Genomic DNA, 26,270 nt, shown 5'->3' on the forward strand with positions numbered 1-26,270 from the left:
AAATTTACCTTTAACTAATACTTCCGTTCTTTTGGCTCAAACATGGTAATCGCCACCGGTCGATATTGAATCTCAATTCCTGCTGGTGAATAGTAAGCCATTGTGTGTTTGAGGAAGTTGGTATCATCTCGCTCGGAATAATCCTCACGGAAATGAGCGCCACGACTTTCTTGGCGATTCAGCGCGGATGCCAAAATCGTCTGTCCCACTACCATCAAACTTAGCAATTCCAAGGCTTCCACAAGTTCGGTATTCCAGCAACTGCCTTTATCATCTAAATAAATTTGAGGATATTGCTGTTGTATTTTTTCTAGTTTCTGCAAACCTTCAGTCATTAATGCTTGAGTGCGGAAAACACCACAATACTCAGTCATACAATCCTGAAAAGCTTGACGGACTTGGTTAATACGGTACTGTCCTGGTTGTTCTAGCAAAGCTTGAATTTGTTGCTGGGCTTCTATTACATACCGTTGCTCATCTACCGAGGGTAACTTACGTTTTTGCACAAATTTGGCGATCGCAGCCCCAGTTCTCTTGCCATAAACGACACATTCCAGCAGAGAATTACTGCCCAAGCGATTCGCTCCATGCACGGAAACACAAGATGTTTCACCCGCAGCAAAGAAAGCGTCAACTAAACCATCGCCACTACTACGAACTTGACCATCGGTGTTAACTGGTATACCACCCATACAATAGTGAATTGTCGGGCGGACTGGCATAGGTTGAGTTACTGCGTCAACACCTACTAGACGGTGGGCTTCTTCCCAACAGAAGGGAACGCGACTCATAATTTTTTCTTTGCCTAAATGGCGTAGATCCAGATAAACAAAGGGGCCTCCAGCACTTCCATTGAGATGAATACCACGTCCGGCGCGAATTTCGTAAGCGATCGCTCGTGAGGTAATATCACGAGGAGCTAGTTCCATGCGACTGGGTGCATAGTTCGCCATAAAGCGATCGCCTTCACTATTAATCAGATAGGCCCCTTCTCCCCGCACCGCTTCTGAAATCAGTACCCCTACCGGATATAAACCAGTGGGATGAAACTGCACAAATTCCATATCTTCGAGGGGCAAACCTGCGATCGCAGTCATTGCCAAACCATCACCTGAAGAAGCGTAATCATTAGAGGTAGTATTATAAACGCGACCATAACCCCCGGTGGCAAACATCACCGCCTTAGCGCGTACCACTTCAATACGTCCATCCAAAAGATGGAACATTACCACACCCTTCGCCTCATTTTCTTCTAAAATAAGACGCATCACGTACCACTCTTCGTAAACTTGCACCCCATAACGCCGCAAATTGTTAACCAATTCGTGCAAAATCGCATGACCTGTTTTGTCAGCAGCGTAGCAAGTGCGGTTGTGAGAATGGCCGCCAAAAGCCCTTTGGGCAATGCGCCCATCGGGTAAACGAGAGAACAAAACGCCGAGATGTTCCAAGTCAATCACCACATCTGGCGCTTCTTGGGCGAGAATCGCCACAGCATCTTGGTCTGCCAAGTAGTCAGAACCCTTGACAGTATCAAAAGCATGTGCTTGCCAACTATCTTCGGAATCAACATTTTTCAGCGATGCAGCCATACCACCTTGAGCCGCAACCGAGTGAGAACGAATTGGGTGGGTTTTTGCAACCACAGCAATATTTAAACTAGGGTCAGTGCGGGCAATTTCTACAGCAGCGCGACATCCCGCCAATCCACCCCCGACAATAATCACATCGTGTCCCAGCATAATTAGCCCCTTGATTGCAAACCACTGCTGTTCTATTGTAGAGACGTGATTAATCAGCTAGTGCGTTGTAACAGTCGCATCTCTACAAAAAAATTCCCTGCCTATAGACAGGGATGTTATAAAAAATTTTGAAATTAGGAGTGAAAAGTTAAAAACAAAGAGTTATGGCACAGATGCAGTGACTCATAACTCATAACTCATAACTCCTAACTCTTTAGCTAGTTGCTTGTACAGGTTGTTGCTGAGACACATTACCTGGTATAGGTTCCATTTTGGTTCCCGGCCCTACAGGACTGACTTCAATATGATTTAACAAGGTAGTGACAAACGCAAACACCAAGAAAGGTAGCGATAGCAGAACGACAAGACCTGCTGTTGCTAAAGCGTACACGGGCCGCTTGGCACCCATCAGCGCCAAAGCTGATGCCAAACTTAGGGTAATTGTAATCAACCAAACAATTATTTGACCGTAGATATCACCGAAAGTCAGGGTACAGACAAACCGATACTTTTGAATATTATTGTCGCTCATCACATTTGCCTCAAGTCTCTCCTAATAGGTTCTACGTTAGAACTATGTTTGCCTTGTAGGCAATTTCTAAATATTTTTGCAAGCTTTGTAATATCACTTCACAATCTAGCTGCCTTTGGCGGCAATACGGTTCAGTTAAGGTTAAAACTCTTTGCCAAAGTCAGTTTTTTTTACGAACCGCAGAGGCGCAGAGGATACAGAGAGAAGAAAAAATGCTTAACTGAACCGTATTGCTTTTGACAAGCAAGGCAGTTATGCTAAAAAACTTCTTCCCTTCATAGGAGAAGTCGCAATTGCGATCGCCTTCTTAACAAATAGTTTGTTTGCTTAATGTCATCTGTCAAATTCAGGATATTTAGAATATTTAGCAATCTTATTTAATTGTGAAAATTGTAACCTATAGATACCCGACGGGAGCATCCCAAATGTGCAAAAACCGATTTTTTGATGTTAAATTTTGAGTATTGCCCGAATTTATTGACTTAAATCAATAAAAACCTTTATTTTTCGTGGCAACATTGTTTTAGGAGTGAATGTGAATACTATTTTTCTTCGTAAAGGTGTTTTTTGGTTGCCAAGTTTAGCTGCTCTTGCATTCCTGAGTAGCGGTTTATCTGCAAGCGCCCAGACAGTAGACAAGGTGAGCAGTCAGCCATTAATTGAACCTTCTGCAACCGTAGCGTCTCCCAACGAGTTTAATCCAGAAATAGACACTGAAAGCCAAAATCTCTCTCCAGAAATAACTAAAACTTTTATAGTCACAAATTTAACTAAGGTAGAGCAGTTGCCCAACACTGCGATACAAGAAAACGCCAGTGTAACACCGACACCCGTTCCAGGCACAGTGGCGACTTCATCTGCAACGCTTACCTCTGAATTTGTACAACCGACTTCTAAAGCTACTGCTCAACCATCTGCTACCAAAGTGGCGCAATCAGATATTGATTTAGGTAGAACTACCAGTGGTGGTAGTAGCTATCTTGGGATCGCTGCTAACATTGGTTTGAGTGGTGGTGACACGTCTTTGGGCGACGGTAACTTTGCGGTAGTCAGCAAAATCGGACTGACAAATTCTATATCAGTGCGACCCTCAGCCGTATTTGGGGATAACACCACAATTTTACTTCCTATCACCTATGATTTTACCTTCAAATCAGCAGATGCTTTTAGCGAACCATTAGCGATCGCACCTTACATCGGAGTGGGTGCAGCTTATAAAACTGGTGATGATTCGCAATTTGCCTTTTTGGCATCTGCTGGCATTGATGTGCCTCTAACTTCTCAATTTACAGCAACGGCTGCTATAAATGCCGGATTTTTCGATGAAACTGATGTCGGCTTGTTGTTAGGAGTTGGTTACAACTTCAGTGGGCTTTAAGAATTAGGAGTTAGGAGTTATTAAGATTAAATTTATAACTCATAACTCCTTAGTTTTTATTTAGGGGTAACTTTGTCAATCACCTTGATTGTGCCATCATCTCCTACTGTCCAAACATCGTATACACCAACGACATCGCCGTTAGCATCGACATCTACGTTGCCGCTGGCTCCTTGGTAGTTTATCTTTTTACCATCTTTAAGTAACTTCAGCCCCTCGCAGACATCAGTAACTTCTGTGCCAGGCCCATCAGCAACTTCCCGGATTTTGCTGGCTATGCCAACGCCTGTATTTTCTTTAGCAGCTTGCGCCGCCAATGTCAATAAAGCAGTCGCATCCCAAGCTTGAGGAGCGTATTCGCCTGGTGCACCACCCTTTTTATCCTTCCACAGCTTGTTGAAAGCTTCTAATGCTTTACCATCGGAACCCGGTACTGTACCGATCGCTCCTGTTAAAATATATTTACCATCACCGCCTTTGCCAACTTGTTCGGGAAAAGTTGGTGATTTTACCCCATCTGTCAGCAGAATCTGTACTCCCTTCGCCACACCTTGCTGATAGGCGGCTTTCAGGAACAGACTACCAGTTTCCGCATAGAGTACAGCCAGAACTGCATCTGGCTTACCAGCAAAAGCAGCAGCCGCTTCTGTATCAAATGTTTGGGCTTTTGGATCGTAGCGGACAGGCTTATCTTTATTAACTATAGTTCCACCCAATTTTTCAAAAGTTTGCACGAATGCTTTTTCAAACCCTACGCCATAGTCATTATTAATTACGACTGTTGAAACTCGCTTGAAACCTTTTTTTCTAGCAAGTTGGGCTAAAGCTAGTGCTTGGTATGTATCGGGGGGAGCTGTACGTGCCCAAAAGCCTTTATAGTCGCCTTTTTGAGCCTTTTCGGTAAATACAGGACTGGTACTACCAGGGGAAACCAGCATGACTTTATTTGGTGTGGCAATGGAGACTGCTGCACTAGAAACGCTACTGGCAAAGGAACCAACAACACCTGCTACTTTATCTAAAGTTGCTAGTTTAGTCATACCTGCTGCACCCGCTCTGGGGTCAGTTTGGTCGTCTACTTGTACCAAGGTAACAGGTTCGCCATTTACCCCACCGCAAGCGTTGACCGTATCGACAAGTAAAGGGACAGAACCTAGCATCTGCTGTCCTACAGAAGCCAAGTCGCCTGTTGTCGGTAGCAGGGAACCAATTTTTAGTCCTTTAGCACTGCTTGTAGTAGTTGAGTTTGCCGCTGGGGTAGCAGTACTTGCGTTATTCGCTGTACCGTTGGGGGTACTGCTATCACCACAAGCCCCAACTAGAAATCCAGTTGCTAGGGTAGCTATACTGAAGGCTAAGGCGGTACTAATTTTTTTCATAAGTTACTCTCACTCCTCAAAATACTTAGGAGCCTAAAAACAAAATCCGAACTAGATTTGTAACTTAGGTGGATCTTATCAAGACTTCAAAGGATAAATCATATCATCCATCTTTGGGAGTAGGAGTATTTACCCGGCATTAATATTTATTTTTCTACACAGAATATACTCCGTGTATCAAAGACTGAAAAACGGAGAGGGAGGGATTCGAACCCTCGGTACGGAGTTGCCTGCCGTACAACAGATTAGCAATCTGCCGCTTTCGACCACTCAGCCACCTCTCCTGACTCACAAATAATAATGATAGCAGGTTTGTGGGAAGAGTCAATAGTCATTTGTCATTTGTCATTTGTCATTTGTCATTGGTTTTTTATAAAATACAGAGGACTAAGGACTAGGGACAAATGACTAATTTTTTAAAGGACTTGCGATCGCATCCAAGCTATGGGCAAGGTGCGTAACTTTTTCCACTGGGGAACAAAAGCCCGCTGACTGAATACATCGTAAGCGTTGCGTTCAATCGCCTCCAAAATTTGACCGTACAGCATTGATGCTGCCCACACAGGCCAACGGGCATCGGATGCTAAATAAGTAATTCCCCGGTCTGATGTAGTGTAAAATTGGCGGGCGCGGTCAATTTGAAAGCGCATCAATGCCCGCCAACGCTCATCAACCACACCGTTGAAGAAGTCTTGCTCGGTATAGTTGAATTTTGCCAAGTCCTCAAGAGGAATGTAGATCCGTCCCCGTTTGGCATCTTCTCCCACATCCCGCAGGATGTTGGTGAGTTGATTGGCAATTCCCAGAGCGATCGCTTCTTCTGTGGGAATATAAGGTTGGATGTTTTGCTGCCACGGTGCTGCATATATGGTGTTATCCACACCCATAACTGCTGTTGACATTAAGCCAACAGTGCCAGCTACACGGTAACAGTAGAGGTATAACTCCTCAAAGGTTTCATAACGACTGCGATATAAGTCCATGCGCTGACCGGCAATCATATCCCGAAATGGCTGAATGTCCATCGGAAAGCGCTGGAGAGTATCAACTAAAGCTACATCGTAATTTTCTAATGGGCGTCCCGCAAAAATCGATTCCAGCTGCTGTTCCCATAGGTCTAGGGTTTCTGGCGTGGTAATAGCAGATGCAGGACCATCCACCAATTCATCTGTACGGCGACACCAAGCATAAATTGACCAAATAGATTGACGTTTTACCGGACTCATCAGCAAAGTACCCAGGTAAAAAGTCTTGGCATACTTTGCTGTGAGATGCCGACAAAGTTTGTATGACTCGTCTACAGAGACCAGCGTTTTCATGCGCGGCGGGGAATCAGGCAGTTGCAGCATTCGTTGCGGGCGGTCGGGTGAGCGTTTGCAGGTTTGAGGAATTTGCTACCGGGAAGGCCTCAGAAATTGCCTGCGCTGTCAGCTTACCAGAAAGTACGGCACCTTCCATACTGCCTAAGTAGCGTTGCATGGTATAACTTCCGGCGAGATAGAAGTTGGCAATGGGCGTAACTTGTGCGGGACGGTACTGTTGACGACCTGGGGTCGCTTTGTAAACTGAACGCGGCGTTTTCACCACATGAGATTTCAGCAATGTTGCTGGATTGTCTCCCCCAAAGTGGTCGGGGAAGAGTTTTTCCAATTCAGCAATCGTTGCAGCCACAATCTCCTCATCAGATTTGGCAATCCAATCTTTTGCCGGAGCTAGAACTAATTCCAGCATCGAGCGATTGGGGTTGGCGTATTCACGGCAGGTATTGCTCATATCAGCATAAACGCTTAGGAGGGGCGATCGCGAAAAAAGTAAGTGATCAATTTCTGTAAGTTTCCGGTCAAACCACAGATGCAGGTTAATCACTGGTACTCCTTCTAAGCCTTCTAGCTTCTTGAAAAACTCCATTTGCTTCCAAGGTTTAGGCAAGATTACCTTTAACGGGTCAACCGATATGGCAGATACATACACATCAGCCGTGAAAACTTCATCTTCTGCCCCATTTAACCCTCGAATCAAGTATCCTTTCACCGTGCCATCAGTGTTCAGTAAAATCTCTTTCAACGGGGCATTCAACCGCACTTCTCCACAGCGTTCTGTAATGTAATCTACGATAGGTCTGCATAGCCGTTCTGTGGGAGAACCATCTAAAAATGCAATCTTGGAACCATATCGTTCTTGCAGAAAGCGATTCAGTGCAGTTAATAGGATCGTTGCAGAAACTTCATCAGGATTGATAAATGTGAGCGCTTTACATGCAGCTATAAAAACGTCACTAGTTACTCGCTCATCAACACCTTGCCTCTTTAACCACTCTAAGAAGCTGTACTTGTCCATGTCTTCAACATACTTCTGACCCCGAACCACTGCTGGAAGTAGGCCAATTGCAAACCGAATCTTCTGCTCCCAAGTCAACATGTCTTTGTTGCGAAGAATCGATGCAATCACGTTGAAAGGAGATGGAATATCTGGAACATCAAAACGTGATAGTGTCCCAGGCTTGTCCGGTTGATTGAAAATCAGCGTATGCTGTTTCCACTGGAGTCTGTCTTCAATGCCCAACTCCTTAAGCAATTGAAGCATATTGGGGTATGCCCCAAAGAAGGCGTGTAACCCGGTTTCGTACCAGTCGCCGTCAGAGTCTTTCCACGCCGCAACAAGACCACCCAGTACGTCCCGGCTTTCCAAGACAATAGGAGTGTGACCTGCGTCTGTGAGATATTTTGCGCAGGAAAGTCCTGCTAAACCAGCACCCGCGATCGCTACTCGCATTTAACCCTAATGCCCTTCAATATTTCTTAATGGTTTTGTCGTTCTCATTATACGTTGCAATCTGTTACATTTGGCAGTTATTGTGCGATCGCTTCCCCAAAAAACTTTTGCCAAAGGGAATTTTACCTACACACACCTACCCAAATAAATTACCAATATCATTATTGGCAATAGCTTTGCAGCGTGCACTTTATCTATATTTACATGCAAGTGATTTCGAGAAACAAAAGTATTTCCTTTGACTGAAAATAGCTAATTTCAAAAGTAATCTTAAAGTAGTTGATTTCTTTGCTAATTTGTGTATTTAGTATGAAAAAATATCTAGGGTATTGCTTAAGGACTACTTTGAAAACTTTGCTCTCTCTATAAGGGTGTAGGATAAATGTTTATGTCCTCTAGGTTGAACAACCCAGTTGTTTACCTCACAACTTATAGGTAAAAGATTATGAGTGTATCGCAGGAGCTAAGGCGCTTTGGACATCACCTGATTCTAGGTATTTCCAGTACTACATTAAGCGATGACGATAAACGCGCACTCAATGAATTAAAGCCGATTGGGGCGATATTTTTTGCTAAGAACTTTTTGGATGGCACCCGATATCAGGTTTGGCTGGAAAGCTTCAAAGATTTAAACAGGCAGATACGAGAATACACTGAACGTGATTCCATGTTCATCACTCTCGATCATGAAGGAGGTCGTGTAATTCGTACACCACCACCAATTACCCGCTTTCCTCATGCCTTATTGCTGCGATCGCACGCTTATGAAGTAGCAAAAGCCACAGCGGTAGAACTAAAATCATTGGGAATCAATTTATCTTGGGCACCAGTAGCCGATATTTTTTCCCATCCCGACAACCCCGTGATTGGGCCTCGCGCCTTTGGTAACACTCCCGAAACTGCTACTCAAGGTGCTTGTGACTATTACCTTGGACTTCGAGATTCAGGAATTTTGGGATGCGCTAAACACTTCCCCGGACATGGAGACACCAGCAAGGACTCTCACATTGAGCTACCAATACTGAATTTAACTCTAGAAGACCTGCGACTTCGAGAACTTATACCCTTCAAAGCCCTAATTGAAGTCCAGATTCCTTTGATTATGACTGTCCATATCTTATTTCCCAAAATAGATCCTGATGTGCCAGCAACCCTTTCCCAGGCTATCCTCAAAACCATACTTAGAGAGGAACTTGGCTTTGAGGGAGTGGTTGTATCTGATGATTTGGATATGAAAGCGATCTCAGATATGTTTATGAAAGCTGGTACTGTGGCGCGGTCATTTAATGCAGGCTGCGATCTGTTTATTGTGTCGCGTAATATTAATTCATCATCTATTGAAAGAACTTATCGGATTGCTGAAGATTTTGCTGATTCGCTCAGTAACGGTAGCTTAGATGAAGCAGTGGTAGAAGCAGCTAGAGAAAGAATTGAGAAACTACTGGCAGTAACACCGCAATATCCCATACATGCTTTGGATAAAGATGTATTATCGCAACATGCTCAACTAGCGATCGCTAGTTGCTACTCATAACCCAACGTGCATTCAAATTGCATATTAGCAATTGCCAAAAGGCTAACTAAGATTGCATTTCTTAATTTTGAATTTTGAATTTTGAATTCTTTAGTGGGTGGTATAGGGGTCGAACCAATTTCTGCGGGTTAAAAGCCCGCTGCACAGCCGGTATGCCAACCACCCTAGTTAAATAAAGAAATGAGTCGGTGCGATCGCATATTTTTTACATCGCAAGCCTTACACCAACACTAGATATAAATCCACCAGGGAGGTACTGCCCCTCCTATTTCTGTGTTATCAGCACAGTGCCTCGCTTTTCGGCTTCAGGTGGAAAAGATTGCTAAATCTACACTGTGGAATTTCTAGACTGATTTTTCTTAGCCCAGTAACCCCTTGGAGGTCTAGGAATACCGTATTTTTTGCACCACTTAGCTATTGCAACGTCAGACACTCCAAACTTGTGACTCCCCTCAAGAACAGAAGTTTCCCAAATCATCTTTTTTAAATCTTCCTTAGAAGGACGCTCAACTTTCCTAGATTTAAGCAAAACTCTGTCTTTATTTATTAAGGTCACACTAGAATCCTTATGAGTTAGCTGCCTTTTGCATAATACTTTCGTTGATATATCCTCAAGCAAATCACTAGATTCTACGGTTAATTCATTGACCTCTATTAAGTCCTTAGCTATGTCCTTATTAGAGTGGCAGATACGTTGTGGATTAGCTAACTCTGATATAGAAAGAAGTTTAGATTGATGTACTGTTGTCTCTCTCAAAGCAATATAATTTTTCCCAGCAACTTCAGAAGAATGTAGAAAGCATATTTTGTCGAGAGGCTCTATATACACAGCAAGAACATCACAGGATGCAAAATCAAAAGGGACTATGCGGTTTCCTGTGCGATTAGAACGTACACTTGCAATTTTTACTTCCCATGACCCCCACTTGCTTCGCCTCTGGGTAGATTTGACAATGTTTTATGGACAGAGGAAGATGGAGGGATTTGAACCCACGCACTGAGTATGGCGTACTCAGATGCTACCAACTACATCACACTCCCAAGTTTCAGAGCGGACGGCGAGATTTGTAGCAACATCCCCGTAGGGTACTCGCACGAAGACGGTGGAAACGTCTCTGCTGTTACATTACACCCGCATTAGTCAAGCTGGTAACAGGAATTGAACCTGCAACCTACTGATTACAAGTCAGTTGCTCTGCCAATTGAGCTACACCAGCACTAATTTTGGTGACGGGGGCAGGAGTCGAACCTGCTGATGTTCAGGTTATGAGCCTGACGAGCCACCGTTGCTCTATCCCCGCATATTCACCAATACCCCTGACTGGATTTGAACCAGCAACCTCTTCGTTCTAAGCGAAGCGCCTCTTCCGTTGGGCTACAAGGGCAAAATCTGAGTGACAGGGATTGAACCTGCGACCTGGAGTTCCCGAAACTCCCGTGCTCCTAACTGCGCTACACCCAGATATTTTGGTACTTCCGACAAGATTTGAACCTGCAAAAAACTAGATCCTCGGTAAGTGTGCGTCTTCCATTCCGCCACGAGAGCATTAGTACCCCTGACAGGATTTGAACCTGCAAAATCTGGACTCTGATTCCAGCACGTATATCGGTTTCGTCACAGGGGCATATCGGGACGGCAGGACTCGAACCTGCGACTCCATGCTCCCAAAGCATGGCTTCTGGCCACTGAATTACATCCCGTGGTACTCCTGGTGGGAGTCGAACCCACAACCAAACAGATTTTAAGTCTGCCACCTCTTCCAATTGGGCTACAGGAGTAAGTTTTGGTACTCTTGGTGGGAATTGAACCCACAACATACCGTTTTTGAAACGGCAGCCTCTTCCAATTGGGCTACAAGAGCAAAGTTTGGCAGCCCCACCAGGACTCGAACCTGGAATCTTCGCCTTCAAAGGGCGCTATGTTGCCAATTACACCACAGGGCTTTATTGCCAGGGCAGGGTTTGAACCTGCAACCTCATCGTTCAGAGCGATGCGACTTACCAATTCGTCCACCCGGCAATGAATGGCTGCCTCAGTAGGACTCGAACCTACAACCGCGCGGTTAACAGCCGCTTGCTCTCCCATTGAGCTATGAGGCAACGAAGCCCCCCAGGTCGGAATCGAACCGACGACCTCCTGTTCTTCAGACAGGCGCTAACTACCAACTGAGCTACCGGGGGATAAAAGAAGAGATGATGTAACGAGAGTGGAGGGAATCGAACCCTCAAGTCTTCAGTTTCGTAGACTGAGATGTTATCCAGTTACACCACACTCTCAAAACGGAGAGAGAGAGATTTGAACCCTCGGTACGGAGTCGCTTGCCGTACAACAGATTAGCAATCTGCCGCTTTCAGCCCCTCAGCCACCTCTCCATAGTGGGTCGAGCAGGATTTGAACCTGCGTGCAAAAAAGAACAGTTTTACAGACTGTCGCCTTCAGCCAGACTCGGCCACCGACCCATAATCATTCCCTCGACGAGAATTGAACTCGCATCTGTGTTTTGAAAGAACACTGACTTAACCATTCGTCCACGAGGGCTTAATTGACTGAATTTTAGATTTTAAATTTTTTAATCTAAAATCTAAAATCCAAAATTGTCTGACACAGGGACTAGGATTTGAACCTAGAACATCGGATTTGGAGTCGCGAGGTGTTACCGTTACACCATCCCTGCATTTGGTAGCAGTGGCGGGATTTGCACCCGCATATACCAGGGTATGAACCTGGGGCTTTGCTGGTTAAGTTACACTGCGATCGCACCAGAGGTCAGAGCGGGATTTGAACCCGCGCTAATCGGTTTTGCAGACCAACGCCTTCGACCACTTGGCTACCTGACCATTTGGGAGTCCCGACGAGATTCGCACTCGCAATCTTCAGTTTGAGGAGGCAGCGCGTTGCGGAGGTTCCTCCGTTGTAGCGACTGCCGTAAACTGACGGCTTAAACTATTCGCCTACACGACTTCAACCAGGGTGACGGGACTTGAACCCGCAACATTTCCGCAGACAACGGAACGCTCTAGCCAGTTGAGCTACACCCCGATTTTTTGAATCTGTGCCTAAATTTTTAGGTTTTTAGGCACAGAATTTTGGTGAAATTGCCCATTTCTTATTTAGTTTTCAAGGTTCAGAAAGTTTACTTTTTACTGTGAGAAACTGTTAGGAAAACAACCGAAATTCTAGGTAGCAAGCCTTTTGTGTATTACGGATGTATTCTGTGGTTTTGCTAAGTGCAAACTTAAAACTTTTTTGGTTGATTGCCTCTACTTCATATGGTTTACCAGTAGAAGCGGCTTTCTTGACTGAGGACTCTGGTTGATTCCAGCGCCTCTGTTTGAGTTGTATGTAGAACATGACTTTCACCCTTGAGAAGCTTTGTCTTTCGCTTCACTACATTTATACTACAAAACACTACAAGAGGTGTCAAGGGGTTTCAGAAAGTTTTTTTGAAATTGTCTAGAAAAGCTTCTGTACTTAGATTTGAACTTGCTCACACCTCTTAAAAGTTAAACTACAGTTTATGATTGGGTGAGTTTTTAAAAGCCTGACGTGATAAACAACTACCTCAAGCGACAAAAGATAATTAGTTTTGTCGCGATCGCCTCTACGATTACAGCTTGTAGTATTGCTCCAGGTAATTCCCCACAATTGGGGTTGAACAAGCCTTTAAGCAAAAGCCATGCTGCACAAGTTCAAGTTCCAGCAAAGGACCAAGTTAATGCCCAACTACCACCATCAGTTAAAGTAGAAAACCCTACATTTACAGTCCCAGCTAAATTTCAAGGAAAAACAGTTTATAAGGTGCAACCCAGCAGCAACGAAAAGGTTATTGCTCTAAGCATTGATGATGGGCCCTGGCCAAAGACAACCCTAGAAATGCTGGATATCTTGAAGCAAAATGATGTTAAAGCGACATTCTTTTGGGTAGGACAAGCCTTACAAGCAAATCCTGACCTAGCAAAGCAAGAGGTAGCCGAAGGACACGCCATTGGCAACCATACTTGGCATCATTGGTATCGGCGAATGGATGAAGCCACAGCCAAGAATGAAATCGATCGCACAGCTGATTTGATATACAAAACTACAGGAGTGAAAACTGTTCTGTTTCGTCCTCCTGGAGGCTTTTTAAATAACGGACTAGCCGCTTACGCCAAAAGCCAGAAAGATGCTGTAATTATGTGGTCGTTAACTTCCGCTGATACCGATCCTCACGCCAAACCCCAGGCATTTGTAAATAATGTCCTCAAAGGCGCGAAACCTGGTTTCATTGTTTTAATGCATGATGGTGGTGGCGATCGCCACAGAACTGTAGAAGCTTTGCCACAAATCATCAGCGGACTCAAACAGCAAGGCTACCGATTTGTGACAATTCCTGAACTACTAAAAATGGCGCAATAAAGGGTGAGGAGAATTTCTCACCCGACTATTTCGTTTATTCGCTCATGACAGAAGCACAAGATTGAGCTTCCTGCCAAAGTTTCTGCAAAAAGAACTCAGCACGATCGCTCATAGTGGTGACAAACACACCGACAGAATCTTTAGAACTAACTGATAGCCAAGAACCCCGCAGGCTGACTTCCATATATTCGGCATCACACGCACAGAGGGCAATGATTTCTCTGTCATCTCTTTTTACCTCAGCCCTAAGTACTTCTACTCCTGGCAAATCAACAGGAAGCAAAAAGGAAGCGGTAGTGGGTTCAATGCACAAACCTTGCCCAACTCGCAGGGCTAAAATCACTCGTTGCGCTACCCATTCTTCTAGCGACAGAGTGACACATTCCAAATCAAAACTGCTTTCAGTGTAAGTTAATTTCAGCATTCCTTATGCTCTCCTGCTATTCCAGGTTTGCTTGCATATCTATCCAAAACTGTTCAGCAAAAGAAATCGCGGGGTGGATTGGCGCTTTTGGTTTGGTACGCAGTTGCATACCAGCTTCAAACAGGGTGCGATCGCCTTTACGGGAGTTACATCTTTCACAAGCTGCGACTACGTTATCCCAAGTGTGAGAACCACCTTTAGAACGCGGCATCACATGATCTAGCGTTAGATGTTTGCCGCTGCCGCAATATTGGCAACTGTGATGGTCTCGTCGCAATACTTCCCGCCGATTCACTGGCGGAACTTTCCACATCCGCTCATTAGAAGTGATTGTCAAACGAATATGTTTTGGCACATCAATTACCAAACTGGGTGAGTGAACTTGCCATCCGCTTTCTGTGGTAAAACCCAGCGGTTGCGCCTTATTGGTTACTAACAGCACAATCGCCCGCTTGATATTGACCCGACATAGTGGCAAGTAATTTTGAGAAAACACCACCACAGATTGCTCTAACACTTGCATTGCGTTCGCGCCGCGCATGGAAGATATCGTCACAGCTTAACTCCTTATAAAAAAACCCCCGCTTCAAGTTTTCGGTGAAGCGGGGGTTAGAATTGACCGGAAAGTTTTCTGGTCTCATATCGGTACAGGATTCCTTTGCCTGTACCCCCCGCTTTTTTGATTTAGTTGTGGTTTTGCAATTAGTGCACTAATGCCTACATACTTATAATCATCATTACCTTCTGTGATTTGCCCATGATTTCGGCTACCATCGCCCATAAATAAATACTCCACTTCCATAGCAGCTGATTCCCAATTGGTTCGACAATTGGTAGCGCACAAAATTGAAGTAGAGATGGGGTAAATGGATTTCACAGAAAATTTCACCTATTGAACATTCCTTTAAACATACTACACTTGTATTACTATCCTGTCTATACCTTTAAGGAGAAAAACTGATGCATACGATCGCTCGCACCCCAACCACCGATATGGAAGTTACCAGCATTCGCCTAGAGCGGGAACTCAAAGATAAACTCAAAGAAATAGCTGGGAATCAGGGATATCAAGCTCTGATCCGAGATATCCTTTGGAATTATGTCCAGCAAAAATCAGGTGAGTGGAAGCCTCGATTTTCGCGATCCGACATTCGAGCTAGCATAGCTGCCACAGCTCAGCAAGAAGAACGCTGTGTACTTACAGGTCAACTAATTCAACCCCAAGAACCGATGTTGCTAGGACTGACGAGGAATGGCGATATGGTTCCTCTGAGTGTCGAGAGCTTGGCTGGATAAACCTCGTCCATTTTGAAACCTGGAGTAGGGCGGGCCGAAAAGCCCGCTACTACCAGCAGGGAGGACAAAATGCTCTTACTACTTTAAAAAATATAGTTTTCAAAATAGATGTGTTTAGTTTTATATTCAGACGAATGCAGCCTAGTTATTTTTACTAATAACTGGGCTGCATTCAAAATTTAGCCAGAACTGCCGCAACCTCTGGTCAGCAAGAATTTATTTAAATTTAAGCTCTACTCCAAATTTCTGCCACAGTTTGAGAGCAAGACGCTCACGAACTCGCTACCACAGTTACGCTATCAGTGTAGGTCTGAATACGAGTGTGTCGCGTTAGTGCAGCCTCTTGTAGAGAAGAGAAGCCTACACCGCAAGAGCAACCTCCTCGCGTTTCCTTTACTTTTATTGATGTTTTACTGAGAGTTACGGAGATCAAAGAGTAGCTTGTTAAACCTACTAATTTTTCCAATAAATGTAATAAAGCTTTATAAAACAAGTTACGTAATTTTACGCCCTCAAAAGGTGAATTTTGCTGTAATTCCAGAGAAATTACGGTTTATGTATACTTACAGACAGGATAAAGTTAGTAAATTATTTCAAGATAGAGCAGTTAAAAATAAGCTAACTTAAGGATTTATAGGATATCTTAAGTATTCTATTACTTATGTACCAATGTAGCAATTTGCTTGATGCAGTGGAAATTTGGCCATCTGAGATAGAAAAGGGCTATAACAGGTGAGAGAAAGTATTCACACAAAATTTGTTAATTATCAAGGTGTAGCAACACAACTAACCGTGAAGAATATGCCAAGAGGTTGGGTGCAAGAACAATGGGGTTATTATCCGAGGGCGTGCCAGAAATGAAAAAGCCTTTATCATCGCCGCCACATTACGTAGATGACATAGACCGACTACAACCTTACCAAGTCAAGCTGATGCAGCATCAGGAAGAACCTGCCCGCGAGTTGGTACGAAAGATTAACCAAATCATTGCTAATAGCTCGGCTACGGCTTTGATGCTGCAAGAGATTGCTCAATTGCTAGGAGTTGCTTTTCAAGTAGATTGCTGCTGCTTGGTTTCTGTGGCGGATGAAACATCAGACGAAGCAATTACTACTAATTGGTGTGCTGATGAGTTTCTAGGGTTGCCACACCCAGAAGAAATGTTTTCGATGGAACAGTTACTTATGCACTCGCCAGTGCTGCAATGTGCTGCCCAACCATTGACTATTGAAGACATTTCCATAATTCAGAACAGTCTAGTAGTTGGGTGTCAATATTTACCACTACCGATAAAAGCGGTTTTGGCAATTCCGACTCGGTTTGGTGGCAATAATAATGGAGTGATTAATCTGATTAAATTCCAACCTTATGAATGGAGTGAATCAGAAAAACAATTGCTCAAAGAAGTTGAGTCGGCTTGCGCGATCGCTTTTTCTGGAGTAGCACAAGCTCAACAAATTACTCATCAAGAGCAGTCCCTGGAAAAAAGCAAGCAGCATCAAAGCTTGATCAAGCAATTAACCTTATTGAGTCGTAGCAACTTGGAGCTGAATCAAATGCTCCAGTTAGTTATCGCCTCGACAGCCGAATCTCTACAGGCAGATCGGGGTTTGCTCATATTACTGAAATATACAGATCCACTATTTAAGACTCAAGCTAAAAAACAAATCCCCAAAGCGAAAGCTAATGTAATTGCTGAATGGGCTAGAGAAACACAAAATTCTGGCACTAATAAACTAGATACCTTAGCTGAGTCTTTCTTTATTTCAGACTGTGGTTTATGCCAGCGTGCCTTCATGGATTCTGGAAAACCAGTAATCTTCGATGACTATACAGACCAAAACGATACCTTGACAGCTACTCCATTATTTGCAATAGAAGAATTACCTGCGGTACTTTTAGTGCCATTGGAGAGTCAAGGTAAAATTTTAGGATTCTTGGTGCTACAGCAATCTGTGATTCGCAATTGGCAACCAGCAGAATTAAATCTTGTGGAAATGGTTTGCGCTCAAGTGAGTAACGCCATAATTCAGTCACAGACATTGCGCCAAGTGCAAACTTTGGTAGATGAACGGACGGCAAAACTCCAGAGTAGTCTGGAACTCCAGGCAAAATTGCATGAAAGAACACGGCAGTATGTTGAGCAGCTACGGAAACTGAATGAACTCAAAGATGAATTTTTGAGTAACATGAGCGATCGCCTACGCTACCCCTTGACAAATATGCTGATGTCAATAAAAAACTTGCGTTTGCCAGGAATAGCACCAGAGCGTCAGGGTAAATATTTAGATATTCTTGAGCAGGAATGTTCAAAGGAAATCAACTTGATTAATGACTTGTTGACCCTCCAAAAGCTAGAGTCGCCTCACGAAGCCCCGCAATTAGAATCTATAAATTTAAATACTAGAATTCAGGATATAGCAGCATCTTTTGAGAAAAAACTTGCGGAAAAAGGATTAAAGATTTCTGTAGATTTGCCGGAGGAATCGCTCAAACTACAAACTGAACTGGAGAGCTTTGACCGCATCCTGCAAGAATTATTAACGAATGCCTGTAAATACTCAGAGCCTGATACAATAGTCCGCCTTGAAGCTGTTCACCAAGTCGATCGACAAATCGATCAAGTTATCATGAAGGTGACGAATACAGGACGTGCCATCTCAGAAGAAGAAGCGACCTACATCTTTGATAAGTTCCGTCGTGGAAAAGGGCGTTGGACTCCAGGGACTGGCTTGGGACTTGCTTTAGTCAAGTCTTTAGTGCAGCATCTAAATGGAGCGATCGCTGTTGAAAGTCTCCCAATTTCGGATTCTGAACAGAGCGAAATTTGCTTCATCCTGACTCTGCCCCAATTTTCTGACGAAAGCAAACCATAATTCTGAAAGTGACTAAAAAACAGAACACAACAGAGAACCCTAATTTGCAGTCTCCCACTGATGACACCAACCTAGAAGGGGATTTGCCTGCTCAGGTAGAAGTTCAAATTGAGAAAATAGCAGAGCGACAGCGGCAAATCAGTGCTAAAGTCCAAATTCCCCACCCAGTGGAGCAAATCTGGAAGGTTCTGACAAATTATGAAGCCTTACCTGACTTCATCCCCAATCTTGCCAAGAGTGATCTAATCGAGCATCCCAATGGTGGGATTCGACTGGAGCAAGTAGGCTCCCAACGCTTACTGAATTTCAACTTTTGTGCGCGGGTAGTTCTAGATTTGGAAGAATGCTTCCCCAAAGCAATTAATTTCCGCATGGTAGAGGGAGATTTTAAAGGCTTTTCTGGTAGCTGGTGCTTAGAGCCTTATTCTTTCGGTGAGTATCTAGGAACAAATCTGTCCTACACAATTCAAGTTTGGCCTAAACTCACTATGCCAGTGGGAATTATTGAAAATCGCCTGAGCAAAGATTTGCGGTTAAATCTTTTGGCTATTCACCAACGTGTAGAAGAACTAGCCAGCAAAGAACCGTATGCATAATAACAATTAAACCATCATTCAGCTGTATTCCTGGATGATGGTTTTTATTGCTAGATTTCAAACAAAAAAGCTTTTGCTTTTTATTGTTTTTAAGTACCCCCAGGGGAATTCGAATCCCCGTTACCTCCGTGAAAGGGAGGTGTCCTAGGCCTCTAGACGATGGGGGCATTGGACTCAGACCTTTTATAAGTTAACCAATTTCCTTGCCGTTGTCAACAGGTTTTGCCAAAAAAAGTTTCTGGCAGCTAAACTGGGTGGAAGCAAAAGCTCGAAGAGGATACAAAGATATGGAGACAGATAAAAAAGTCCGTAGATGCTTCTGCGAAAAGGCGCAGGGTGCGTCAGCGTTGGGTATGGGGAATTTCGGGGTATACACATATCTAAAAAACGCTGAAGACAGCAAGGAACAAAGGGTATGATGTTGTACCCTGTAGAGTTAATATCTACGGTTTTTTACAAGAGATTTTGAAATAAATCGCTCAAAATCTACAACATGGAAGCATCTTTTGAAATCACCATACAGATGGCGATCGCTGTCTTTGCAGGCATTAGCGCCCAAGTGCTGGCTGCATACCTTCGTGTACCCAGCATCGTTTTGTTATTGCTGTTGGGCATTTTGTTTGGCTCTGATGGCATAGGGCTATTGCATCCCCATTCGCTAGGCACTGGACTGGAAGTTATAGTCGCCCTCGCAACGGCAATCATTTTGTTTGAAGGCGGACTTAACTTGGATCTGCGTGAGTTAGGTACAGTTTCAGTCAGCCTACAATTGCTCGTCAGTCTCGGAACGCTAATCACCCTGCTTGGCGGGAGTATGGCTGCTCACTGGCTGGGTGAATTTCCCTGGAACATAGCTTTTCTCTATGCTTCCATAGTCGTGGTGACAGGCCCAACCGTCGTTGGCCCATTGCTCAAACAAATCAATGTAGATCGACAAGTGGCAACACTTTTGGAAGGAGAAGGGGTTTTAATTGACCCTGTAGGAGCTATCCTCGCCTTCGTTGTCCTCGATACGATTTTGAACGGCGATGCTGACCCGATCAATGCGATCGTCGGTTTACTTATACGTCTGGGTGTTGGAGCAGCAATTGGTGGTGCTGGCGGTTATCTGATGAGTTTGATTTTCAAACGCGCCAGTTTTCTGTCATTTGAGCTAAAAAACTTAGTGGTGTTGGCGATACTTTGGAGCTTGTTTACCTTATCGCAGATAATCCGCAGTGAATCGGGAGTAATGACAACAGTAGTTGCAGGAGCGGTCTTTGCCAACTCCTCAGTCCCGGAAGAACGTCTGTTACGCAGCTTTAAGGGTCAGCTGACAATTCTCAGTGTCTCGGTGCTATTTATCTTATTAGCTGCTGATTTATCCATTGCCAGTGTGTTTGCTTTGGGTTGGGGTAGTTTATTCACTGTTTTGGTACTAATGTTTGTCGTTCGCCCGATTAATATCCTCTTGTGTACCTGGAACAGTGACTTAAACTGGCGACAGAAACTGTTTTTAAGCTGGGTTGCTCCGAGAGGAATTGTTGCTGCCTCTGTAGCTTCTTTTTTTGCGATTTCGTTGACACAACGCGGCATTAACGGCGGTGATTCGATCAAAGCTCTAGTATTCCTGACAATTATCATGACTGTTGTCTGCCAAGGGCTAACAGCTGGCTGGGTTGCTAAATGGCTGCAAATCACCTCCAAGGATGTAACTGGAGCAGTGATTGTGGGTTGTAATCCTTTGAGTCTTTTGATTGCCCGCTTCTTTCAAGAACGGGGAGAAAATGTGGTGATGATTGATACTGATCCCGAATGTCTTGTGCAAGCTGAGGCACAAAATCTCCGAGTTATTGCCAGCAGTGCGTTGGATGCTGCTGTTTTAGAAGAGGCAGGACTTGGCTCTATGGGTACTTTTTTGGCGATGACAAGTAATGGTGAGGTAAATTTTGTTTTGGCTCAACGAGCAGCTGAGGAATTTAAACCCCCGCGCGTCTTAGCTGTTTTTCCCCGCGATCCGCAAGCGAGTACCTCAGCTAGTAATAAAGTTAATCAAGCTTTTATCCCAGACTTAGCAATTAAAACTTGGAATGAATATTTGAATGATGGGCGAGTGAAGTTGGGAACAACTACGCTAGATGAGTTGGAGTTTTCGACTCAATACGATCGCATCCAAGAAAAAATTCGGACTGGAGTGTTGATACCGCTATTGGTAGAACGAGCAGAACGCTTACAGGTAATACCAGCTAACCAAGATTGGGAAATTGGCGATCGCATTATTTATCTGTTGCATGACCCCAGACCTAGCCTTTTAAAACGCTTATCTGGTGCTACCCAATCCACTCCCCTTTCTCTAGAGAAGTTACCAGAGGTTGAAGACCTATCCCTTACCCAATTATCTCAACTTTCTACTAGTGAGGCTCCTGGGGGATGAGGGGGATGGGGCAGGGGAGCAGGGGAGCAGGGGAGAAGATGCTGTCATTTCCTAGCAGTAGAGGGTTCCAAAACAAATAAATTTATTTATGCTTAATTATGACTTACGCACAGGTAACGGAAAACGAACCACAGAGGACACAGAGGTCACGGAGAAATGAGAGTTTGAGAGGGTTTTTGCGTAAGTCCTATTAATGTTAAATATTTATTTCGAGATGGGTAGCACAAGAAATAATGCGTTCAAAATCAAGCCCCTAAATTTATTTATGGAGTTCTCCTCACTGCTCCTGCCCCCTGCCCCTTTTCCTCTTCTTTGACTCTTTATTAGCCTTAGGAAGGAATAAATTCGCTTTCTAGTTTTGGTGCTTCTTGATACATTTGCCATTCTTGCCAGAGTAAAGCAGACAAATGTACTATGGCGAGAATTAGCGTCGTTACCGAAATCAGATAACTGTGGATTGTGTAAAGGTGTTCGACGGTAATTGTGTTAATGGCTCCACCACCAGTCAGGATTTCGCGCAGTTGCCGACCAATCAAAGGAATGGCTTCTATGGTTCCTAACTCAATGCTAAAACGCCAGTACCCTTCCTGAGTCCAATCTAAAATCATCGCTGTCCAATCCAGCCCGATCGCACTCAGGGTTAACAAAATCACACTAATCCAAGCAGCCAGCCAACTCTTGCGAAATTGCCGACCTAAAAACATCACCACAATTTGAATTAGAGCGATCGCAATTACCGCATTACCAGCAATATCATGCGCTCTCCAAAACAACCAGCCGTATGGCAGTTGTGTATTAATCATCTTCAATGAGTTATAAGCTCCGCCTGCTGTCGGTTCATAGTAAAAAGAAAGCATTACTCCGGTAGAGATATAAATTAAACACAGAGTCAAAATCACGACTGATAATATCGTCGCTATTCGTCGCAAAATCTGATCGAACTGGGTGCTTTGCATGGCTCACCCCTCCTGTTCTTAAGTAAGTATTTATTCTTATTACAATTTTAGCTAAGAAATTTTAATAAATTTTACTTTTATTATATAAAAATAAAGTTTTTTAAATCAAATAGTGCATCCAAGCTTTTAAGGGTTCTGGTGAGCCATACCAAATTCCAGGACTTCTGGGAGAATGCTTGACACCTTCAATTACCAGATTTTCCGCCCCCTCCAAATGAGCAGCTTCAATAGGTGTGATGCCATCTCCCCAAGTGTTACCCTTTCCACAGGTTAATTGGTAACTACTGTAAGCTAACCAACTACCAGGCCGCCTTTCTCCAAAGATAGTTTTGCCAGCTACACAAACGTAACGAACGTTTTTGTAAAAAGCTCCTGGGTAATTATTGGTGACAAAATCTAGATTGTGGCGTGTCCAGCGTTCTTGGCTAATATGGGGTGTACCCAAGGTAATGAGAGTAGCAACCAAAGGATGCGCTTGCCAGAGAAATGGTTTGACATCACCGCGTCCTAAATAGGGCTTTTCTCCCATGTAGATGCGGGATATCCAACCTCCAGCTGAGTGACCAATCAAGTTAACTTGAGTAGCATTATGTTGCTGCAATGTATGCTTAATCGTACGATCGAGTTGTTGCAGAATCAGGGTTACAGGTCTTCCTCCCAAAGTGGGGAGCCAATCACGCCTTCGCAGTGGTACTGTAACTGTAGGAAAATCTAACTTTTGTAGGGATTGTTCTAGCTGGCGATAAGCGATCGCACTTTCTAAATATCCAGGCAAAATAACTGTCGGTAACGGCATTTGAAATTTTGGGGATGCAAGATTGAAGGTTTGAACTTTTTTGACGAAGAAGTAGTCATGATTCAGGAGCTAGAATTGCGATCGTCTGATTCACTCCTTAGAAAAAAACCAATAGCTTTGGTGGAATTTAAGGCTAGAATGTCAATAAAATTGTACAATTTGCAACAGTTTGAGGGGCTGCCAATGTGGTACTATTTTCAAATAGGGCCCAGTCTTCTAACAAACACGTGTGTCATCTGTTACAGAAGTGTAGTTGACTGAAAAACAGTTGAAAAAACAAGGCAACTTCGGCAGATGTTTTGATGTATTCAAACTTGTGCGTTTACTTAAACTTTATAAGACTCCCAGATATTAATTTTAATTGTGTGCGTCATAACAATAAAAAATCAAAAGTAGTAATTTTCAAATATTTCTTTATCAAGCTGGAATTTTGAAGATATGATACAGCGTCATTAATTAAAAACTTGAATAAATGGCAATTTTAGCGTTTTGATTGCCAGCAGAGGAAGTTATTATTTTCTTATGAAGAACGCATATCTTGCAAGATATTGCCATATCGAAAAAAGAAAATCGCTAGTCAACTGCAACTGAGTGAGTGAACGATAAAAGCTATGTCTTACGTCTCCCTGCTGAAAAATATACCAGAAATCTTAAGCCAGCCAATTGGGATAGCAGCTATAGCCTCCCTTGGTATCCACGGTGCGATCGCCATGATCGTACCATTGATGCCGATGGAGTCTAACAAGCCCAAAGAAACAGCATCATCTAAAACAGTTGGACTTTTGGAATTGAGCCAAGCAGACCAAAACCGTTTGCCGCAAAGCACACCCCAAATTGGTTTACAACAATTACCTCCAGTCGCCCCACTTGCTGCTCCAAACTTTAGCGTCCAACCGGGATTAACCCCATTAGCGCCATCATCATCGAGTCAGCTGATATTACCTCCGCTACCGGCATCATCGAATAACTATCGAGTCTCCTCCTTGCCCACAAGGCAGTCTTTGCGGATGATTCCTAGTGATAATTTGCGGTTTGACGCGTCTAAATTTGATAGTTCTAAATTTAATACCAGCGCCAGATTCTCTCGGCCAGTTCCTCGTGTGAATGTGAGTGAGAGCGTTGCCAAATACGAGCCATCTAAGCCGCTGGCTGTAAATAGGTTGCCAGAATTGCAGTCGCAGCAAATACCTGATGATATTCTGCGGAATGCCCAGCCTCCTATTTTATCTGACACTACCCCCGTTGCAACAGCGCAGGTAAATACGACTTCTCAGCCAATGACGCAACCGATTAATAATAATGCGTCGTCTAGAATTGCTCAAAACCCGCTGATAAATTCTCTAAAACAAGCTCCAAGCAATGGGAATACTTTAATTGGAACTAGGGGAAGCACGCTACAAACAGCAGATTTATCGGCGAAGGGAACCCAACAGGCAATTGCACAGCTAGACTCCTACGCCAACCTGAGAAAGGAAGTCCAGCAACAATACCCTAACGCTGAACAAAAACCAGTCATCCGCCAAACATTATCCACGGATAAGTCAAATCTTGAAGGTGCTGTTTTGGGTGTATTGGTTGTAGATCCTGATGGTAAGGTCTTAGATATCAAATTTCAAGACAAGTTAATTTCCCCGGAATTGCAATTAAAAGCAAGGCAATACTTCAACAAGCAATCCCCCAAGGGAGATAAACAGATTAGTTCCTATCCATTCAACCTACGTTTCCAAAACAGCACGAGCAATCTTACGGGAATTAATCAAGAGCAAAAGCCCTCGTCATTATCTGCACCGGGAATCAATAACAATCAGATTAACCCCTCACCAGCAGCTACTTTTAAACCATTACCTAATTTACAAATCAGAAATAACCCGCCTACGTCCTCACCAACAGGTACTCTCAAACCATTAACTGCACCAGCAGCTACTCCCAAACCATTATCTGAACTGCAAATTAAAAATAACCAGCCTACGCCTTCATCGGCAGCTACTACTTCTGAACCGTTATTGTTGCCGAAAATCAATCAGGGCCAGTCTACATCTGCTGCTGAATCGGATAAAAAATTAGTAGAACGGTTGCGCGAAGTTAAGGAAAGCAGACAAAAGTCTAATTCAGAAAAATAATCACCTGCTGATGATTTTGGATTCAGGTAGGTAAAAGGCCCTGAGGGTACTCCAGGGCCTTTTACCTACCTGAAAATCATTCTTTTCGACTATTGTTTGCATGAGTCTTGTTTAAAATACAATACGCTTGGGTTAAAAGTTATTAGACTTCTTGGATGAATCAAAAGCCCTCACCCTAAATCCCTCTCCCAAGCTTGGGAGAGGGACTTTGAAATTGTCTCCCCTTCTCCCAATTTTGGGAGAAGGGGTTGGGGGATGAGGGCTAGTTTTGTATTCGTGCAAGATATCTATTGGTGTAGATAATTGGTCTTTTAAGACGCGATAAATCGCGTCTCTACATCAGGGTTTTGGGTTTAAAATATTGTTTTTACTAGTTGACGAACTAGCGATCGCTAGTTCGTCATACATAATACTTAACTTAGAAGTTCGTTAAAAGCTTCCAAGAAGGAAATGCACTCAGGGATTTCCAACAAATAATATTCTCCAATGTTTTGGGATGAGCGCCTAGCTGGCTAGTAATTAAAGATAAGCAAACGCTCACACCACAAAAACTAGATGATATAGGCACTTTACCAGCCTTGTTCTGCATTGTGAAAAACGTAAGCAGCTACCTCCAGAATCTCCTCAGAACTTAACTTATTTTTAAAGGCAGGCATGGCATTTTTACCATTTTGCACTTGGTGAATAATTGCCTGGATTGAATCTTGATTGTAATTTTCTAGGTACTTTGACAATGCTTCCTTTTTCAAGGTTTTCTGGCTGATAAGGATGTTACCGCCACCTATATGGCAAGAAGCGCAGTTAGCCTCGAAAATTTTAGCACCGTTGGATGTTTCGGCAGCTAGTGCTGGACTAATGAATGTAAATTTGAATAGGGCGATCGTTGACAGTAGAATTAATAAAAGTATTCTCAACAGAGTTTCCTCGCAACAAGCCTCCAGCAAGAGTATAAACGCGATTAATCCTTGATTAAGTCAAATTTGATCAAAATTGGCGGTAACGAGTTCACTCCTCGATCGCTACAGATTGTTTAGCGTCTTAGGTAAGGATAGGACTCGTT

General features: G+C 43.6%; 21 protein-coding genes and 25 tRNA genes. 8 read left to right on the top strand and 38 right to left on the bottom strand.

Annotated elements, in window-relative coordinates:
- Positions 1-14 precede the first annotated feature (14 nt).
- Entirely contained in the window at positions 15-1,742 is a 1,728-nt protein-coding gene (locus V7K41_RS16250; protein WP_334849728.1) for a succinate dehydrogenase/fumarate reductase flavoprotein subunit, read from the bottom strand.
- A gap of 214 nt (positions 1,743-1,956) precedes the next feature.
- Complete coding sequence (locus V7K41_RS16255) at positions 1,957-2,274, bottom strand: hypothetical protein (protein ID WP_334849729.1); 318 nt, start codon at positions 2,272-2,274, stop codon at positions 1,957-1,959.
- A gap of 535 nt (positions 2,275-2,809) precedes the next feature.
- Here V7K41_RS16255 and V7K41_RS16260 point away from each other — a divergent pair.
- Complete coding sequence (locus V7K41_RS16260) at positions 2,810-3,652, top strand: hypothetical protein (protein ID WP_334849731.1); 843 nt, start codon at positions 2,810-2,812, stop codon at positions 3,650-3,652.
- Between the two features lie 56 nt (positions 3,653-3,708).
- On the opposite strand, the gene V7K41_RS16265 is transcribed toward V7K41_RS16260, so the two are convergent.
- From V7K41_RS16265 to pds, 4 genes are all read right to left on the bottom strand, one after another.
- Positions 3,709-5,031 carry an ABC transporter substrate-binding protein gene (locus V7K41_RS16265; RefSeq protein ID WP_334849733.1) on the bottom strand — a complete coding sequence of 441 codons (1,323 nt, stop codon included), beginning with the start codon at positions 5,029-5,031 and terminating at the stop codon, positions 3,709-3,711.
- Positions 5,032-5,223: 192 nt separating this feature from the next.
- Positions 5,224-5,315 (bottom strand) — tRNA-Ser (locus V7K41_RS16270).
- Between the two features lie 132 nt (positions 5,316-5,447).
- On the bottom strand, positions 5,448-6,380 hold the full coding sequence (crtB, locus tag V7K41_RS16275; protein WP_334849735.1) for a 15-cis-phytoene synthase CrtB: 933 nt from the start codon (positions 6,378-6,380) through the stop codon (positions 5,448-5,450).
- Positions 6,364-7,803: a 15-cis-phytoene desaturase gene (gene pds / locus V7K41_RS16280; protein ID WP_334849737.1), complete on the bottom strand. Its 1,440-nt coding sequence runs from the start codon at positions 7,801-7,803 to the stop codon at positions 6,364-6,366. The genes crtB and pds overlap by 17 nt, the downstream gene beginning before the upstream one ends.
- 445 nt (positions 7,804-8,248) lie before the next feature.
- On the opposite strand from pds, the gene V7K41_RS16285 reads away from it, so the two are divergent.
- Positions 8,249-9,337 (top strand): glycoside hydrolase family 3 protein, encoded by a 1,089-nt coding sequence (locus V7K41_RS16285; RefSeq protein WP_334849739.1) that lies wholly within the window; start codon positions 8,249-8,251, stop codon positions 9,335-9,337.
- Between the two features lie 94 nt (positions 9,338-9,431).
- Here the strand turns inward: V7K41_RS16285 and V7K41_RS16290 are convergent.
- From V7K41_RS16290 to V7K41_RS16410, 25 genes are all read right to left on the bottom strand, one after another.
- Positions 9,432-9,502, bottom strand: a tRNA-Lys gene (locus V7K41_RS16290).
- 163 nt (positions 9,503-9,665) lie between these two features.
- Entirely contained in the window at positions 9,666-10,166 is a 501-nt protein-coding gene (locus V7K41_RS16295) for a hypothetical protein (protein WP_334849741.1), read from the bottom strand.
- A gap of 139 nt (positions 10,167-10,305) precedes the next feature.
- A tRNA-Gly gene (locus V7K41_RS16300) sits at positions 10,306-10,378 on the bottom strand.
- A gap of 103 nt (positions 10,379-10,481) precedes the next feature.
- Positions 10,482-10,554 (bottom strand) — tRNA-Thr (locus V7K41_RS16305).
- 8 nt (positions 10,555-10,562) lie between these two features.
- A tRNA-Met gene (locus V7K41_RS16310) sits at positions 10,563-10,639 on the bottom strand.
- A gap of 10 nt (positions 10,640-10,649) precedes the next feature.
- Positions 10,650-10,722, bottom strand: a tRNA-Leu gene (locus V7K41_RS16315).
- Positions 10,723-10,726: 4 nt separating this feature from the next.
- A tRNA-Pro gene (locus V7K41_RS16320) sits at positions 10,727-10,799 on the bottom strand.
- Between the two features lie 89 nt (positions 10,800-10,888).
- Positions 10,889-10,962, bottom strand: a tRNA-Leu gene (locus V7K41_RS16325).
- A 3-nt stretch (positions 10,963-10,965) separates the two neighbouring features.
- Positions 10,966-11,038: transfer RNA gene (locus tag V7K41_RS16330), tRNA-Pro, on the bottom strand.
- Positions 11,039-11,116, bottom strand: a tRNA-Leu gene (locus V7K41_RS16335). It abuts the tRNA gene before it with no gap.
- Between the two features lie 6 nt (positions 11,117-11,122).
- Positions 11,123-11,199, bottom strand: a tRNA-Leu gene (locus tag V7K41_RS16340).
- A 6-nt stretch (positions 11,200-11,205) separates the two neighbouring features.
- Positions 11,206-11,281 (bottom strand) — tRNA-Gln (locus tag V7K41_RS16345).
- Positions 11,282-11,284: 3 nt separating this feature from the next.
- A tRNA-Gln gene (locus tag V7K41_RS16350) sits at positions 11,285-11,357 on the bottom strand.
- Between the two features lie 5 nt (positions 11,358-11,362).
- Positions 11,363-11,437, bottom strand: a tRNA-Asn gene (locus V7K41_RS16355).
- A 6-nt stretch (positions 11,438-11,443) separates the two neighbouring features.
- Positions 11,444-11,518 (bottom strand) — tRNA-Phe (locus V7K41_RS16360).
- Positions 11,519-11,539: 21 nt separating this feature from the next.
- Positions 11,540-11,614, bottom strand: a tRNA-Arg gene (locus V7K41_RS16365).
- A gap of 4 nt (positions 11,615-11,618) precedes the next feature.
- Positions 11,619-11,710 (bottom strand) — tRNA-Ser (locus tag V7K41_RS16370).
- Positions 11,711-11,714: 4 nt separating this feature from the next.
- Positions 11,715-11,797 (bottom strand) — tRNA-Tyr (locus V7K41_RS16375).
- A gap of 7 nt (positions 11,798-11,804) precedes the next feature.
- Positions 11,805-11,875 (bottom strand) — tRNA-Glu (locus V7K41_RS16380).
- 65 nt (positions 11,876-11,940) lie between these two features.
- Positions 11,941-12,012 (bottom strand) — tRNA-Trp (locus tag V7K41_RS16385).
- Between the two features lie 3 nt (positions 12,013-12,015).
- A tRNA-Met gene (locus V7K41_RS16390) sits at positions 12,016-12,091 on the bottom strand.
- 10 nt (positions 12,092-12,101) lie between these two features.
- Positions 12,102-12,175 (bottom strand) — tRNA-Cys (locus V7K41_RS16395).
- A gap of 3 nt (positions 12,176-12,178) precedes the next feature.
- A tRNA-OTHER gene (locus tag V7K41_RS16400) sits at positions 12,179-12,299 on the bottom strand.
- A gap of 4 nt (positions 12,300-12,303) precedes the next feature.
- Positions 12,304-12,377 (bottom strand) — tRNA-Asp (locus V7K41_RS16405).
- Between the two features lie 117 nt (positions 12,378-12,494).
- Positions 12,495-12,689, bottom strand: a complete 195-nt coding sequence (locus tag V7K41_RS16410) for a hypothetical protein (RefSeq protein WP_334849743.1) — start codon at positions 12,687-12,689, stop codon at positions 12,495-12,497.
- Between the two features lie 195 nt (positions 12,690-12,884).
- On the opposite strand from V7K41_RS16410, the gene V7K41_RS16415 reads away from it, so the two are divergent.
- Positions 12,885-13,733 carry a polysaccharide deacetylase family protein gene (locus V7K41_RS16415; protein WP_334849745.1) on the top strand — a complete coding sequence of 283 codons (849 nt, stop codon included), beginning with the start codon at positions 12,885-12,887 and terminating at the stop codon, positions 13,731-13,733.
- Between the two features lie 34 nt (positions 13,734-13,767).
- Here the strand turns inward: V7K41_RS16415 and V7K41_RS16420 are convergent, their stop codons facing one another.
- The 3 genes from V7K41_RS16420 to V7K41_RS16430 form a co-directional block, all read right to left on the bottom strand.
- Positions 13,768-14,157, bottom strand: a complete 390-nt coding sequence (locus tag V7K41_RS16420) for an alr0857 family protein (RefSeq protein ID WP_334849746.1) — start codon at positions 14,155-14,157, stop codon at positions 13,768-13,770.
- A 16-nt stretch (positions 14,158-14,173) separates the two neighbouring features.
- Positions 14,174-14,680, bottom strand: a complete 507-nt coding sequence (locus tag V7K41_RS16425) for an HNH endonuclease (protein WP_322695765.1) — start codon at positions 14,678-14,680, stop codon at positions 14,174-14,176.
- Between the two features lie 114 nt (positions 14,681-14,794).
- Positions 14,795-15,046, bottom strand: coding sequence for a hypothetical protein (locus tag V7K41_RS16430; protein WP_334849748.1), 252 nt, complete (start codon positions 15,044-15,046; stop codon positions 14,795-14,797).
- Between the two features lie 71 nt (positions 15,047-15,117).
- Here V7K41_RS16430 and V7K41_RS16435 point away from each other — a divergent pair, with 71 nt between their 5' ends.
- The 3 genes from V7K41_RS16435 (at position 15,118) to V7K41_RS16445 (ending at position 18,925) form a co-directional block, all read left to right on the top strand.
- Complete coding sequence (locus V7K41_RS16435) at positions 15,118-15,453, top strand: hypothetical protein (RefSeq protein ID WP_094347436.1); 336 nt, start codon at positions 15,118-15,120, stop codon at positions 15,451-15,453.
- Between the two features lie 827 nt (positions 15,454-16,280).
- Positions 16,281-18,329, top strand: coding sequence for a GAF domain-containing sensor histidine kinase (locus V7K41_RS16440; protein WP_334849750.1), 2,049 nt, complete (start codon positions 16,281-16,283; stop codon positions 18,327-18,329).
- A gap of 8 nt (positions 18,330-18,337) precedes the next feature.
- A complete protein-coding gene (locus V7K41_RS16445) occupies positions 18,338-18,925 on the top strand; it encodes an SRPBCC family protein (protein WP_334849752.1) in 588 nt (195 codons plus the stop codon).
- 94 nt (positions 18,926-19,019) lie between these two features.
- On the opposite strand, the gene V7K41_RS16450 is transcribed toward V7K41_RS16445, so the two are convergent.
- A tRNA-Glu gene (locus tag V7K41_RS16450) sits at positions 19,020-19,092 on the bottom strand.
- A gap of 326 nt (positions 19,093-19,418) precedes the next feature.
- Here V7K41_RS16450 and V7K41_RS16455 point away from each other — a divergent pair.
- Positions 19,419-21,338: a cation:proton antiporter gene (locus V7K41_RS16455; protein WP_334849754.1), complete on the top strand. Its 1,920-nt coding sequence runs from the start codon at positions 19,419-19,421 to the stop codon at positions 21,336-21,338.
- A gap of 329 nt (positions 21,339-21,667) precedes the next feature.
- Here V7K41_RS16455 and V7K41_RS16460 read toward each other — a convergent pair whose 3' ends face one another.
- Together V7K41_RS16460 and V7K41_RS16465 are read right to left on the bottom strand one after the other, a co-directional pair.
- A complete protein-coding gene (locus V7K41_RS16460; RefSeq protein WP_334849756.1) occupies positions 21,668-22,294 on the bottom strand; it encodes a cytochrome b N-terminal domain-containing protein in 627 nt (208 codons plus the stop codon).
- Between the two features lie 100 nt (positions 22,295-22,394).
- Positions 22,395-23,090, bottom strand: a complete 696-nt coding sequence (locus V7K41_RS16465; RefSeq protein WP_334849758.1) for an esterase/lipase family protein — start codon at positions 23,088-23,090, stop codon at positions 22,395-22,397.
- Between the two features lie 611 nt (positions 23,091-23,701).
- On the opposite strand from V7K41_RS16465, the gene V7K41_RS16470 reads away from it, so the two are divergent.
- Positions 23,702-25,210 carry a hypothetical protein gene (locus V7K41_RS16470; RefSeq protein WP_334849759.1) on the top strand — a complete coding sequence of 503 codons (1,509 nt, stop codon included), beginning with the start codon at positions 23,702-23,704 and terminating at the stop codon, positions 25,208-25,210.
- Positions 25,211-25,779: 569 nt separating this feature from the next.
- On the opposite strand, the gene petJ is transcribed toward V7K41_RS16470, so the two are convergent.
- Positions 25,780-26,124 carry a cytochrome c6 PetJ gene (gene petJ / locus V7K41_RS16475; RefSeq protein ID WP_334849761.1) on the bottom strand — a complete coding sequence of 115 codons (345 nt, stop codon included), beginning with the start codon at positions 26,122-26,124 and terminating at the stop codon, positions 25,780-25,782.
- Positions 26,125-26,270: the final 146 nt, after the last annotated feature.

Source organism: Nostoc sp. (genome assembly GCF_036917415.1).
Lineage (GTDB): Bacteria > Cyanobacteriota > Cyanobacteriia > Cyanobacteriales > Nostocaceae > Nostoc.

Excerpts from the sequence above, each read along its gene's own strand:
- V7K41_RS16250 (WP_334849728.1), bottom strand. The coding sequence starts at position 1,742 with ATGCTGGGACACGATGTGATTATTGTCGGGGGTGGATTGGCGGGATGT.
- V7K41_RS16255 (WP_334849729.1), bottom strand. The coding sequence starts at position 2,274 with ATGAGCGACAATAATATTCAAAAGTATCGGTTTGTCTGTACCCTGACT.
- V7K41_RS16265 (WP_334849733.1), bottom strand. The coding sequence starts at position 5,031 with ATGAAAAAAATTAGTACCGCCTTAGCCTTCAGTATAGCTACCCTAGCA.
- crtB (WP_334849735.1), bottom strand. The coding sequence starts at position 6,380 with ATGCTGCAACTGCCTGATTCCCCGCCGCGCATGAAAACGCTGGTCTCT.
- pds (WP_334849737.1), bottom strand. The coding sequence starts at position 7,803 with ATGCGAGTAGCGATCGCGGGTGCTGGTTTAGCAGGACTTTCCTGCGCA.
- V7K41_RS16285 (WP_334849739.1), top strand. The coding sequence starts at position 8,249 with ATGAGTGTATCGCAGGAGCTAAGGCGCTTTGGACATCACCTGATTCTA.
- V7K41_RS16410 (WP_334849743.1), bottom strand. The coding sequence starts at position 12,689 with ATGTTCTACATACAACTCAAACAGAGGCGCTGGAATCAACCAGAGTCC.
- V7K41_RS16420 (WP_334849746.1), bottom strand. The coding sequence starts at position 14,157 with ATGCTGAAATTAACTTACACTGAAAGCAGTTTTGATTTGGAATGTGTC.
- V7K41_RS16425 (WP_322695765.1), bottom strand. The coding sequence starts at position 14,680 with ATGCAAGTGTTAGAGCAATCTGTGGTGGTGTTTTCTCAAAATTACTTG.
- V7K41_RS16435 (WP_094347436.1), top strand. The coding sequence starts at position 15,118 with ATGCATACGATCGCTCGCACCCCAACCACCGATATGGAAGTTACCAGC.
- V7K41_RS16440 (WP_334849750.1), top strand. The coding sequence starts at position 16,281 with ATGGGGTTATTATCCGAGGGCGTGCCAGAAATGAAAAAGCCTTTATCA.
- V7K41_RS16455 (WP_334849754.1), top strand. The coding sequence starts at position 19,419 with ATGGAAGCATCTTTTGAAATCACCATACAGATGGCGATCGCTGTCTTT.
- V7K41_RS16460 (WP_334849756.1), bottom strand. The coding sequence starts at position 22,294 with ATGCAAAGCACCCAGTTCGATCAGATTTTGCGACGAATAGCGACGATA.
- V7K41_RS16465 (WP_334849758.1), bottom strand. The coding sequence starts at position 23,090 with ATGCCGTTACCGACAGTTATTTTGCCTGGATATTTAGAAAGTGCGATC.
- V7K41_RS16470 (WP_334849759.1), top strand. The coding sequence starts at position 23,702 with ATGTCTTACGTCTCCCTGCTGAAAAATATACCAGAAATCTTAAGCCAG.